The organism is Oceanobacillus rekensis, assembly GCF_002153375.1.
Lineage (GTDB): Bacteria > Bacillota > Bacilli > Bacillales > Amphibacillaceae > Oceanobacillus > Oceanobacillus rekensis.
Map to the genome: position 1 here is coordinate 357565 of NZ_MTBQ01000001.1, position 13470 is coordinate 371034.

The 13470-nt window shown below is 37.3% G+C and carries 11 protein-coding genes; 2 read left to right on the forward strand and 9 right to left on the reverse strand.

What is annotated here, in order from left to right:
- Nucleotides 1–16: 16 nt before the first annotated feature.
- The 7 genes from dtd to BV906_RS01935 form a co-directional block, all read right to left on the reverse strand.
- Nucleotides 17–463 (reverse strand): D-aminoacyl-tRNA deacylase, encoded by a 447-nt coding sequence (gene dtd / locus BV906_RS01905; protein WP_087971776.1) that lies wholly within the window; start codon nucleotides 461–463, stop codon nucleotides 17–19.
- A 442-nt stretch (nucleotides 464–905) separates the two neighbouring features.
- Nucleotides 906–3110, reverse strand: coding sequence for a RelA/SpoT family protein (locus BV906_RS01910; protein ID WP_087971777.1), 2205 nt, complete (start codon nucleotides 3108–3110; stop codon nucleotides 906–908).
- 210 nt (nucleotides 3111–3320) lie between these two features.
- Nucleotides 3321–3833, reverse strand: coding sequence for an adenine phosphoribosyltransferase (locus BV906_RS01915; RefSeq protein WP_087971778.1), 513 nt, complete (start codon nucleotides 3831–3833; stop codon nucleotides 3321–3323).
- A complete protein-coding gene (gene recJ / locus BV906_RS01920) occupies nucleotides 3823–6141 on the reverse strand; it encodes a single-stranded-DNA-specific exonuclease RecJ (RefSeq protein ID WP_087971779.1) in 2319 nt (772 codons plus the stop codon). Before recJ ends, BV906_RS01915 begins: the two co-directional genes overlap by 11 nt.
- Nucleotides 6142–6197: 56 nt before the next feature.
- Nucleotides 6198–6533, reverse strand: coding sequence for a LapA family protein (locus BV906_RS01925; RefSeq protein ID WP_087971780.1), 336 nt, complete (start codon nucleotides 6531–6533; stop codon nucleotides 6198–6200).
- A gap of 197 nt (nucleotides 6534–6730) precedes the next feature.
- Nucleotides 6731–8983, reverse strand: coding sequence for a protein translocase subunit SecDF (gene secDF, locus BV906_RS01930; protein WP_087971781.1), 2253 nt, complete (start codon nucleotides 8981–8983; stop codon nucleotides 6731–6733).
- Nucleotides 8984–9102: 119 nt separating this feature from the next.
- Complete coding sequence (locus BV906_RS01935) at nucleotides 9103–9396, reverse strand: post-transcriptional regulator (RefSeq protein WP_087971782.1); 294 nt, start codon at nucleotides 9394–9396, stop codon at nucleotides 9103–9105.
- Between the two features lie 114 nt (nucleotides 9397–9510).
- On the opposite strand from BV906_RS01935, the gene spoVB reads away from it, so the two are divergent.
- Entirely contained in the window at nucleotides 9511–11061 is a 1551-nt protein-coding gene (gene spoVB, locus BV906_RS01940) for a stage V sporulation protein B (protein ID WP_087971783.1), read from the forward strand.
- 29 nt (nucleotides 11062–11090) lie between these two features.
- Here the strand turns inward: spoVB and BV906_RS01945 are convergent, their stop codons facing one another.
- The gene (locus BV906_RS01945; RefSeq protein ID WP_087971784.1) at nucleotides 11091–12389 is read right to left on the reverse strand and encodes an ArsB/NhaD family transporter; all 1299 of its coding nucleotides are present in this window, start codon (nucleotides 12387–12389) and stop codon (nucleotides 11091–11093) included.
- 186 nt (nucleotides 12390–12575) lie between these two features.
- Between BV906_RS01945 and BV906_RS01950 the strand changes: the two genes are divergently transcribed.
- Nucleotides 12576–12956, forward strand: a complete 381-nt coding sequence (locus tag BV906_RS01950) for a TIGR04086 family membrane protein (RefSeq protein WP_087971785.1) — start codon at nucleotides 12576–12578, stop codon at nucleotides 12954–12956.
- A gap of 165 nt (nucleotides 12957–13121) precedes the next feature.
- On the opposite strand, the gene yajC is transcribed toward BV906_RS01950, so the two are convergent.
- Nucleotides 13122–13382 carry a preprotein translocase subunit YajC gene (gene yajC / locus BV906_RS01955; protein WP_087971786.1) on the reverse strand — a complete coding sequence of 87 codons (261 nt, stop codon included), beginning with the start codon at nucleotides 13380–13382 and terminating at the stop codon, nucleotides 13122–13124.
- Nucleotides 13383–13470 lie beyond the last annotated feature (88 nt).

Below are 13470 nucleotides of genomic sequence, written 5' to 3' on the forward strand. Positions count from 1 at the left end.
GTTTTTATTTGGCTACCTATTTTTCCTTGCTATCAATAATTAACGTTACTGGCCCTGCATTCGTAAATGTAACATCCATCATTGCACCAAACGTACCTGTTTCAACATGTATCCCATGCTCCCTAATTGAGGCATTAAAGCTTTCATACATTTTATTAGCTGCATACGGTTTAGCGGCTTGCATAAAATTTGGACGTCTTCCTTTTTTTGTGTCGCCATAAAGAGTAAACTGGGAAATTGATAAAATACTTCCATTTACATCTTGAAGGGAAAGGTTCATCTTTTCGTTTTCATCTTCAAATACACGTAAATGGATTATCTTACCTACGAGATAATTAACATCTTCCTCTGTATCTTCATGAGTAACACCAAGTAGTACAACAAAGCCCTCCGTTATCTCCCCCACTAGTTCTCCTTCTACACGAACACTGGCATCTTTCGCCCTCTGTATCACTGCTTTCATTTATCTATTACTCCTTTAACACATTATAAAGTAGCCGCTCTCGTAATGTTTGTTGCTTTATAAGCCTCGCCGTTGAAATAAATTGCGTCATAAGATAGGACACTTCGGCGGCCGCTCTGGGAAATATACTTCGTGCACCTTAGGGCGGCTGGTGAGCTTCTTCATGCTAGCGCATTTCAGAGTCTCGCCTATGCCTTTCCTCCCGCCGGAGTCTTCGTATATTTCCCAGAGCTAGTTAGAAGGTTGCGGACAATTAACTGCTAGGGATTAAAATAAAAATCGTATCACAACTTCACTAGTCTGGGTGAGCAGAGGGCGGTGACTCCCGCTGTAACAGCACGTGTCCGAAGACCTGAAGAATGGTTTTCTCGGACGTGGCTTGAGGCCGTGCCCTAAGGTGCGCATCCGCCCGCAGCAAGTTAATCCATGACAAATACCTATACTATTGTACGGTACGTGTAACCGTATATACATCTTTGATTTGCTTGATGCGTTCCACAACTTTTCGTAAATGATTGGTATTATGAATTAATATTGTAATCTGGATAATCGCCATTTTATTTCTGTCCGATTTCCCATTAACATGTGTAATGTTTGTCTTCATTTCATTGACTGCCTGCAAAACTTCATTCAATAGACCACGACGATCATATCCAGTGATTTGAATATCCACATGATATTGTTTATTGTCTGTAATTTCATTTTTCCATTCCACATGCAGATAGCGTTGTTTTGCTTCTTCTGTTTGCACATTCGGACAATCAGAACGGTGAACAGATACACCTCGACCTTTTGTAATATAACCTAAAATTATATCACCAGGTACAGGGTTACAGCATTTCGCGAGCCGTACAAGTAAATTATCTACACCTTCCACCCTGACACCGGAATCCTTTTTATGTGGTTTTCTCGTCTGGTTTCGATCTGTTTTAACTTCTTCAATTGTTGTTTGAAGGTCCTGCTCCTTTTGTATCGTTTGACGAAGCTTTTCAGTAAGTCTAGTTGCAATTAGTGCAGCTGTAATTCCTTGATAACCTACCACAGCATACATATCTTCTTCGCCAGTAAAATTAAATTTATCAAAAACCCGTTGCATATTATCTGATACAAGAACTTCTTTCGGATCAATATTTAAGTCACGAATTTCCTTTTCAACAGCTTCCTTGCCTTTTACAACATTTTCTTCTCTTCGCTGCTTTTTGAAAAATTGTTTAATTTTACTTTTAGCTTGTGAAGTCTGTGACATCTTCAACCAGTCCTGTGATGGACCATAAGAGTGTTTGGAAGTCATTACCTCGATAATATCACCATTTTGTAATTTATAATCAAGTGGTTCCATTTTCCCGTTAATCTTTGCTCCAATCGTCTTATTACCAATTTCCGTATGGATTTTATAAGCAAAATCAAGCGGAATTGACCCGGACGGAAGTTCAACTACTTCTCCTTTAGGTGTAAAGACATAAACCATATCGGAAAAAAGATCAATCTTCAGTGATTCAATAAACTCTTCTGCATCATGTGTATCATTTTGCCAATCAAGAATCTCTCGAAACAATGTTAATTTTTCTTCGAACGATTTCTTTCCTGTCTTAACTGGTTTTCCTTCTTTATAGGCCCAATGTGCAGCAATTCCATATTCAGCAATCTCATGCATTTCCTTTGTCCGTATTTGGACCTCCAATGGATCACCTTTTGGCCCGATTACAGTTGTATGGAGAGACTGGTAAAGGTTTTGCTTTGGCATTGCGATATAATCTTTAAATCTTCCAGGCATCGGTTTCCAGTTTGTATGGATAATCCCAAGCACTGCATAACAGTCCTTAATACTATCGACAATAATCCGAACGGCCAATAAATCGTATATTTCATTAAATTGTTTTCCTTGTTTAACCATTTTTTGATATATGCTATATAAATGTTTGGGGCGCCCAGACATTTCGGCCTCGATATTTACATCATGGAGTTCACCTGTCAGTTCTTCAATTACTTCCTTGATATAGGATTCTCGTTGTTCCCTCTTTTGCTTCATTAATTGGACAATGCGGTAATATTGTTGAGGATTTAGGTATCGTAGTGCCGTATCTTCCAATTCCCACTTTATCGTTGAGATACCTAGACGATGTGCCAACGGAGCAAAAATTTCTAACGTCTCGTTAGAAATGCGACGTTGTTTTTCAGGTGCTAGATGCTTTAATGTCCGCATATTATGAAGTCTATCTGCTAGTTTAATCAAAATAACACGAATATCCCTAGCCATTGCCACAAACATTTTACGATGGTTTTCAGCTTGCTGGGCTTCTTTTGTTTCATACCTTATTTTACCTAACTTTGTTACACCATCGACAAGCATTGCTACTTCATGATTGAATGCTTCTTCCAGGTTTCCCAATGTAATATCTGTGTCCTCAACGACGTCATGAAGAAATCCCCCTGCAATGGTTTCTGCATCCATTTTAAGATCTGCAAGGATACCCGCAACCTGAATAGGGTGAATGATATATGGCTCCCCTGACTTCCTGAATTGGTCATGATGTGCTTCATTTGCATAATCATAGGCACGCTGAACCAAGTCGATGTCATCATTCGACAAATAATTTTTTGCTGTATTTAAAATGTCGGTTATCGTTACGTTTTCATCTTTTGCCATGTAATCACCTTTACTAGCTGTCTACATTATTTACCACTTACTCACGATAAAAATACTTTATACATGAACAGTTTACGTGGTAGACATATTTTTACAAGAGTATTAAATATTTTCAATTATATGCTTTTTCGCTTCATGTGTCCATTTAAAATTATTATATAATAATAGGTCTGACATTATTTCACATAACGCCAGACCTATTATTATATTTTAATATGTCATTAATGCCAACACATCATAGCCATCCAATTTATCTTTTCCATCTAGATAGCTTAATTCAATCAAAAATGCACAACCAACCACAACTCCACCTAGTTCTTCTACTAGCTTGATGGTTGCTTCTATAGTTCCACCTGTGGCAAGTAAATCATCTGTAATTAAAACACGCTGACCAGGTTTAATGGCATCTTTATGAATTGTCAGTACGTTCTTGCCATATTCAAGACCATAATCCATTTTTATCACTTCTCGTGGCAATTTGCCTTCTTTACGAACTGGAGCAAAACCTACCTCGAGCGCATAAGAAACTGGGCATCCGACAATAAACCCTCTTGCTTCTGGTCCCACAATAATATCAATTTCTTTTTCCTTTGCAAACTCGACAATTTCATCAACTGCTGATTTAAATGCTTTCCCATTATCCATCAGTGGTGTGATATCTTTAAACTGAATTCCTTGTTTAGGCCAATCTTCAACAATTTTAATATATTGCTTATAATCCATTTACTGCTTCCTCCTTGGGATTTCCCAAATAGTCCATACAACTGGTAAACCATTTTTTTAATTCCTGGTAATTTGAATAATATAGTTGCTTTTCAATTGCTCCCATAGTAAGGCGCTCTTGATATAATTTTGATTCTTGGAGATCTTTTTTAGCTGGATTCGGTTGTGCTTCAACTATACCATTTTCTATTTTAACAAACCCCAGTTCAAAAAACACTCTTGAGATAAAGATGATCTTATCCTTGCTCCACTCTTTATGCTTCATAATCTTTGTTAGTTCCTGTTTCAAATCGATGACTTTAAACTTACGGATAAGTGCATAAAACCATACAAACTCTTCCCTTGTAGGAAATGCTGACAAATATGCACTATTTTCAATATGAAAACATACGTAAATATTAAGTGGTTTTACTTGTCGAATAATCTTATTTAATAATTCCAGATCTGTAGGAAGGTCGTATAAATAGAGAGTATCCTTCTCTTCTAACGTATCAATAGAAGTATGATACGATATTTGATCGATCTGTGGGTTTACTGGCTCTAATGAATTACTAATAATTAAATCTTTTCCATTACTTGCGGACTTCAGATCCATCTTTTGCTTGCCGCGGAAATCAAACAGTTGCCATTCGTCTATTTTCATATCCTTGATAAGAATTTGTGCTTTTCGATTTCCATTCCATTCGTTAATTCCCAGTTCTCCTGCAATCATCAATGGCGTATTCGGAGAAATGTTGTCATAGAGTTCACCCATGCCAAAACCAATCCCATCCAGTGATACACCATCTTTTTTGAATTGTAGTTTCAGATGGTCTTTTGCGGTGCCAATTTTTCTGGCATCAGAAGGAATTTCTTTTACTAAAATAATTGGTTTCGGATTTTTCATTCCAAATGGTGCTAATTTTTCAATTTCAGATACAAGGTTCTGATTAATATCTTCCAGAGGCAATTCTGCACTTATTGTTATCTCCTGTTTGAAATCGTCTTCCGACAGTTCCTCGTGAATCATTTCATTCAATTTTCCCTGTACAAGTTCCAGATTTTCAATTGGTAATGTCATCCCCGCAGCCTGTGAATGTCCGCCGAAATTGGTGAAGAGTTCTTTTATTTTCATACAGCTCTGGAAAAGATCAAAAGCTGGAATACTTCTTGCTGACCCTTTTACTACCCCAGTTTCTGGTTTAATAGCCATTACAATTGCAGGACGGTCATATTTCCGAACTAATTTGGAGGCAACAATTCCTAGCACTCCTTCGTTCCATCCTTCTTTTGCAACAATGATAACACCATCTGTTTCATTAGGTTTAACTGTTAATTCTGCTTCTTTCACAATCTCATTAACTATTTCTTTCCTTTGCTCGTTAATAGTATTAATTTCTTCTGCCATTTCCTGTGCGGAATCAGCATCTTCTGTCAATAACAGCTCCACTGCAAGATCTGCATCCTGTAACCTGCCAACCGCATTGATTCTAGGTCCGATTAAGAAGCCAACATCTTCCTCGGTAACATTACCTTCAATTTTACAAACCCGTTTAAGTGCTTTAATGCCTGGATTGTTTGAAATCGTTAATGCATGCAGACCGTAAAAGGCAAGTATTCGATTCTCATCTACAAGTGGGACAAGATCTGCTATCGTCCCTATTGCTGCAAATTCAAGTAAATGTTTTGGAAAATAACCAAGCAATACTTGTGCAAATTTAAAAGCTACACCCACTCCAGCAAGTTCCTGGAAAGGATAATCGGGTGAGCATTTTGGATGGAGTATTACATATGCATCTGGTATTTCTTCCTGTGGCTCATGGTGATCTGTAATAATTAGATCAATACCTAATTGCTTCGCTATACTTGCCTCATGTACAGAGGCAATTCCAGTATCAACGGTTATAATTAAAGTATAACCATTTTCGGCTGCCGTTTTAAAGGCGTCTTCATTTGGCCCATACCCTTCTGTAAAACGGTTTGGTATATAATAATCACATACTGCCCCAAGTTCGTTCAGTGTCTTAATTAGAACGGTAGTGGAACTTACTCCATCTGCATCATAGTCCCCAAACACAAGAATTTTCTCATTGGATTCTATCGCTCTATGTACACGTTCTGACGCTTTTTCAACTGAATCGATTTTTAATGGGCTGTGTAAATTTTTAATATCAGGTGACAGAAATCGTCTGGCATCTTCAGTGCCCGTAATCCCTCTCTGCTGTAAGAGCTTTTTTACAGTTGGTGACAAATCTAACATATCTTCTGTTATAGCATCTACTTCATTAACGGTTGTCGCATATTTCCAAATTGCCTTACTCTCTAACATAATTTCACCCCTGACTAATCTATTATACAAGAGACAGGCAGGGGTAGCAATCAGAATTATTTAGTTGTAGAATCGTTATCCTCTAAGTCCGCTTTGGAATCCTTCTTTATACTTTCAATAGGAAGACCGCTCTCTTCAAGTTTCTTAGTTAATGTATCATTTTCTGCTTTTAGAAGTTTAATATCCCTTTGTAAACGATAAATTCGAACTACACCTACAGAAGCAGTTATAATTCCACCCATCAACACAGAAAATAAGATAACGAGTATTAACGGTGATTCCTGTGTCCAAAATAAATAATTCACCTCAACAGGCTCTACATTTGTTACAGCGAAAACAGCAACAAAAATTACCAGTATGATTGCTAAAATAACATATGTCTGTCCTTTCATCGTGCAATCCTCCCTTAATTCAAATCCGTTATGTATATTAGATTACCCTTAATTATATACATTCAAGCATAAAACAAAAGCTTAAAGCTAGATTAGCGATGAGTGTTGATTTACTGACTAAAAAACTCTTAAAAGCTATATTTTCTGTTCCAATACAAAAAGACAGGGATTGTTAGACAATCCCTGTACTCTAAATCTTATACTTGTGGACCATCGACACGTTTTTTCTTCGTGAAGTCTAAAGGCTTATTCTTGACTGTTTTACCTCGCCATACGAGCCATAATTGCGAAGCCAACAATAAGGAAGAATATGTTCCTGCAAGTATACCCACTGCTAATGCAATAGCAAAACTCCCAATCGAAGAAGCTCCTAATATTAGAAACGCTAGGATTGCAATTAGCGTAGTTATAGACGTATTCATCGTCCGTATAAAGGAATCAATGATACTTTTGTTTACTATTTTGGTAAGTTCCTTAAATGATTTCACCTGTTTATTCCTTCGAATATTTTCTCTGATACGGTCGAATATAACAATCGTATTATTAATGGAATAACCAACAATCGTTAAAATTGCCGCTACAATTGTAATATCAAATTCAATCTGTGCAATGCTGAAGACTGTAAGCACGATAAATACATCGTGAAGAAGCGCAATCAACGCAGTTATTGCAAAGAAAAATTCAAATCGAACAGTAACATAAATGATCATAAAAATTGAGGCTATTGCTACCGCATAGATCGCATTCTTGACGAGTTCCTGCCCGACTATTGGAGACACAACACTTACACTTGGGTCCTGTCCGTATTTCTCATTAAAATACACTTGCACTTCTTCCACCTTGTCCTCGGAAAGCACATTGTCAAATCGGATAACACCAAGCTCATTGTTTTCCCCAGAAAGTACAATTGATTTAGCTTCCAAACCAAGCTCATCAAAACCTGATTCTACTTCTTCTTTCGTCAGACTTGTATCGGAAACAACTTCGACACGGGAGCCACTAGTGAAGTCCACCCCAGGATTGATCTGAAAGACTGTGAGAGATATGCCGCCTATTATGACAAGAATCATTGTTCCTATGAAATATTTTTTTCGATGCTTGACAAAATTGATTTTTTTATTAAATAACTTCGGTTCCTCTTCCACTTCAGCAATATCTTTAATTTGTGACTCCTTAACACCGAGCCATGTCTTTCTTTTTGTAAGGTAGCCACTCTGCACCCACAATCCGAGCAGAATTCTTGTACCCAGAACTGCTGTTAAAAAACTAATCAAGATACTAATAATGAGCATAGTCGCAAATCCTTTAACCGAACTTGTCCCAAATATAAATAGGACAACTGCTGCGATTAATGTAGTAATATTCGCATCGAGAATCGTTGTAAAAGAATTTTTATTACCTGCTTTAAATGCTGCTTTAACAGATTTCCCTGTCCGTAATTCTTCTTTAATCCGTTCAAACGTTATAACGTTTGCATCAACAGCCATACCAACCCCAAGTATTAATGCTGCAATACCAGATAAAGTCAATACACCATTTAATAGTTCAAATACCAATAAAACAAGATAAACATAGAAAGTTAAGTTGATAGCTGCAATTAACCCCGAGAAGCGGTAAAAGAAAATCATAAATAATAAGATTAGGCCAATACCAACGATCCCTGCTAGAATTGTTTCATTTAATGCCTGTTCCCCAAATTGAGCTCCAACAGAGGTCGAGAATATTTCTGTCATGTGAACAGGTAATGAACCGGAATTAATAATATCTGCAAGCTGCTGTGCAGACTCTACTGTAAAATTACCTGAAATCATTACATTTGTCGTATGTAAAGGTTCACCTACATTTGGTGCAGAAACAAATTTCGGTTCTACTTGCATTGCTTCAGCAGCATAGGAATCTCCTTCTTGAAAATCCATCCAGATAACAAGCTTATTTTCCGGACTTGGCATTTGGCTAATTTGAGTTGTAACTTCACCAAATTTCGCTGCATCTTTTAATTGTAATGTTACGATTGGGGCATTTGTTTGTGGATCAAAATCCTGTGTAGCACTACCCTCAGTGACGTCAGATCCATCAAGAAGTTCATTGTCAAATACATCTCGAAAAGACAATTGTGCAGAGGTGGAGAGCAATTCTCTCGCTTGTGACTGATTTTCAACACCTGCCAACTGTACCCGAATCCTGTCTTCTCCTTCGATGTTAATAACTGCCTCACTAATTCCAAGTCGATTGACACGATCATTCAGTGTCTGAACAGTACCCTCCAGCAATCCTCTTGTTACTTCTTGATTTTCATCTACAGGTTCAACCTCATAAAGTACCTCGAATCCCCCCTGCAGGTCCAATCCGAGATTAATATCTTTCGTAATTCCTGTAACCGTTGTTCCAATTATCCCCGCCAAAGCCAAAACGACAAGAAAAAAGGCAACGATTCTGCCTCTCTTTTTCATTAATTACACTTCCTTCTTAAATTTAAAAAGTTTCTAATTATAAGGGGTTATTCAGGAAAACCATCAAATGAAACACCTTGCTTCTAATTTGTCGCCTTCCCTAAATCAAACGTTAAATTCTATTTTTCTTTCTCTCCAGTTAATGCTGCAATCGAAGCCATCAAATTATCGTTCTGATAGGAACTCATCGTCAAATAGCTTAAATAGGTATTGGAAGCAAGATGAAATACGTCCTGCACAATCTCGTGAATCCGCTTCTCCGGTTCTCCTTTCCAAACCTTTTTGACAAGGCAGGTCCATACATCCTCAGGGGTTGCCTGGGAATACCCCATCATTCTCAACTCTTCAGCTTTACTTGTAAGAGCCGGTATGATCATTTGTTTCCATTCGCTAACGGTCTGCTTGATTTCCATGTTATCCCACCAATTTCTATCATATACTTTTAGCTTGTCATGCTTTGTACACCTTTTAGCATATATATCATTGTATATGAAATTTAATTATTTGAGAAGGCAGGTCGACAAAAAATGACCAAACAAACATTTTTGCAGGGTGCTATAGTTTTAATTATTGCAGGAATGATTACCCGCTTTATGGGTTTTATCAATCGAATTGTCGTAGCAAGAATGATGGGAGAAGAAGGTGTCGGTCTTTATATGATGGCACTGCCAACCCTTTTTCTGGTTATGACGTTAACACAGCTTGGATTGCCTGTTGCCATATCAAAGCGAGTTGCTGAAGCGGATGCTGTGAATGACCAGGCTAAGATTAAAAAAATTATTATCGTTTCGTTAGCCATTACATTGAGTTCCAGTATTTTATTCACCGTTTTATTGGCAATAGGGGCACCATATCTTTCGACTACTTTATTAACTGATAGTAGATCTATGTTACCGCTCCTCGCGATTAGTCCAATTATTCCGATTGCAGCGGTTTCAGCAGTCATTAGGGGGTACTTTCAAGGCAAGCAGAATATGAAGCCGCAAAGTTATGCCCAAGTTATCGAACAGATTGTAAGAATTGCCTGTGTCGCTTTCTTTGTCAATCTTTTACTTCCATATGGGGTTGAATATGCTGCTGCAGGCGCAATGTTTAGCGTGATACTTGGTGAATTTATTTCCTTGATGTATATGATTTATGTATTCAAAAGGAAAAAAACATTAAAACTAAGAAACCGTTTTTTTGCATACTTTAGATCTGGTCAAGCTGTTGCAAAGGAACTATTCTCCATTGCACTACCAAGCCTTGGGAGCAGGATGATTGGTTCCATTTCCAATTTCCTCGACCCAATTTTAATTTTTCAAAGTCTCGCCCTTGCAGGTGTTGCAAGTTCACTTGCAACGAAACAATATGGAGAGCTGACAGGATATGTTATACCATTATTATATCTTCCTACTTTTATTACACATTCGCTTGCGGTAGCCCTCGTTCCTTCTATTTCCGAAGCGGAAGCAAATAAAAACAGAAAAATAATACATTACCGTATACATCAATCAATTCGCATATCCTTTGCTTCTGGAGCAATTTCGACTGTTGTTCTCTCCCTTTTTTCCGTTCAGTTGCTCACATATATGTATGGAACAGGCAATGCAAGTCACTATCTTGTTTTAATGGCACCGTTCTTTCTTTTGCTTTATATTCAGGCGCCATTACAGGCAACGCTTCAGGCCCTTGATCTTGCCAGGCCAGCAATGTGGAATAGTTTAATTGGCGTCACACTTAAATCAATTGTTTTACTTGCGCTTGCATCGAACCCAAACTTTGGAATTATGGGTGTAGCAATTGCCATTAGTTCAAGTGTAGTTGTCGTTACATTGCTTCATTTAGCTGTTCTACGTAAAACGATTGGCTATACTATCCCATTCGCAGATACACTTAAAATGATACTCTTGCTAGCACTTTCCTGGGTTGCAGGAAGTTTCCTTAAAAATATTTTGGAAAGTATGGAAGCGAACTTATTGCTGTTTTTGTTCGTGTTAATCGTTCTTTTAATGTTTTACCTGTTCCTTCTGTTTGCACTTAAATTTATAACTAAAGAAGAATTAAACCAACTTCCGTTTTTCAATCGAAAAAAATGACACTTGGAATTTTTCCATGTGTCATTTTTTTACCCTTGTCCCATATAAGGAATTAGATAACGAATATAAATGTAAATGGTTGACACCACTAAGGATATCAAAACGATTGGTATTCCATACTTCATAAAGCGAATGAAAGATATCTTCTGATTGTCAGCTTCTGCCATGCCAGCAACAACGACATTTGCAGATGCTCCCACTAGAGTAAGATTCCCTCCCATACAAGCCCCAATTGCCAATGCCCACCAGATTGGATCCAAATAAACCATTCCATAGGATTCAAATTCATGTATCACAGGTATCATGGCAGCAACAAATGGTATATTATCAATAAACCCGGAAAATAATCCTGAAACCCAGAGAATTAGCAGTGTCGTTTTGACATAATCTCCTTCTGTTGACACAACAATCATCCTAGCCATTTCATCAATGACTCCTACTTGCTGTAATCCACCTACAATTGCAAATAAACCGATAAAAAAGAACAATGTTACCCATTCCACTTTGGAAAGGATTTCTTCCGTATTCAAATCACTTTCCGTTAATAACAAAAGTAAAATCGCTCCTGTAAGTGCGATGGTCGTCATTTCAATATTCAGCATCGAGTGTAATAAGAAGCCGGTTAAAGTCATCAGCAGTACTGTAACAGATTTATATAATAATGGTGATTTGGTTATCGTTTTACTGGCGTCAATCGCTGATAATTCTTCTATATTTGGTTTGATTTTTGATAAACTGCCGTTAAAAATAATAACAGTGAATGTTATTAATATAGTAAACATGATAACAGCTACTGGAGCTGTGTGCTGGATAAAAGAAAGAAACGTGAAATGTTCCACAGCCTGTCCAATCATAATGTTTGGGGGGTCGCCAATTAATGTTGCAGCACCACCTATATTCGAACTGAAAATGATTGTTAATAAATAAGGAAATGCTGGAAGATTTAATAGTCTTGTTATTTTAAGGATAACCGGGACAAAAATTAATACGGTTGTAACATTATCCAGAAAAGCGGAACCGATTGCTGTAAGAATAGCTGACCCAATCAATAGGTACATTGGATTACCACGCACCTTTTGTGCAAATCGGATTGCGATAAACGTGAACAGCCCTGTTTTTTCCGTAATTGAAATTAGTACCATCATCGCAAACAATAATGCAATAGTATTCCAGTCGATATACTGAAAAAATACTTCCTGTGTTGAATAAATTCCCGTGAGTAATAATAAAATACCACCGGAAAGTGCAGCAATTGCGCGATTTATTTTTTCAGTCATAATAAAGAAATAACTGACAACAAATATTATACCCGCAAGAATTACATCCATATTACCCCTCTTTCATAAGAAATCTTGGTTGCATTTGTGCAGTAAAAAGATAGTTTAGACATTTTAATAACTCCCAAAAGAAATCACTTCCATAGATTATATGCACTGGAAATACAAATATTTAATTCTAAATTAATTTCCCTTGAATAATATAAGGATAGACGGACAAACATTAGGGGGGAAAAAATGCATAGAATTCAGTTTACTGCATTATTGTTCGGTTGGATTGTAGTCTTCGGTATCATCCTAATATCCAGTTTTGTATTAGCATTAATCCTGAATTTCACCTCATTTGGCGAATCGGGGCTGCAATGGGCAACATTAATTATTGGATTATTAGCATTGTTCATTGGAGGAGTTACAGCTGGCATGAAAGGAAAAGCAAATGGTTGGATGGTTGGAGGTACTATTGGGATTGGATTCTCTCTCATCATTTTTCTAATTCAATACCTCGGTTACCAACAAGGCTTTTCACTTGAACAATCCCTATACCATCTAGCCTACTTAGCAGCAGCACTGCTTGGCGGAATAATCGGCGTCAATTTAGTAGGTACGCCAGCTGAGTAGAGTTTGATAGAAACATGAAAAAAAGCTAATACCTATGTATTAGCTTCTTCTTCATGTTTTCTTACCGTGATTTAATTGCAAATTTTTCTATGTATGTATATACATAAAACAAGTACCTGGATAAGCCAAAGTTCTGATCCCTCAGCTTATTTCCCGGATACATTTTTATATTTGTTTAACTTCACGTACTGCAGAACGGTCGTACGTAAGTTTTGCGCCATCACCTGTAATAAGAACGATTGAAGCTTCATCAAGTGCATGGACTTTAGCGTGCAGGCCACCAATTGTTACGACGTCATCGCCCTTTTGCAAATTTGTCTGCATTTCTCTTACATTCTTCTGACGCTTTTGTTGCGGACGAATAAGCAAGAAATAAAAAATAACAAACATCAAAATGATAGGTAGTAATGATACTAACATATCCATATTGTTTCACCCCTTTTCCTATAGCTAGTTCAAAAGGTTGGATAAAATGACAAATTGAATTTATTGGCATTTTATCCTCGCTTTTGAA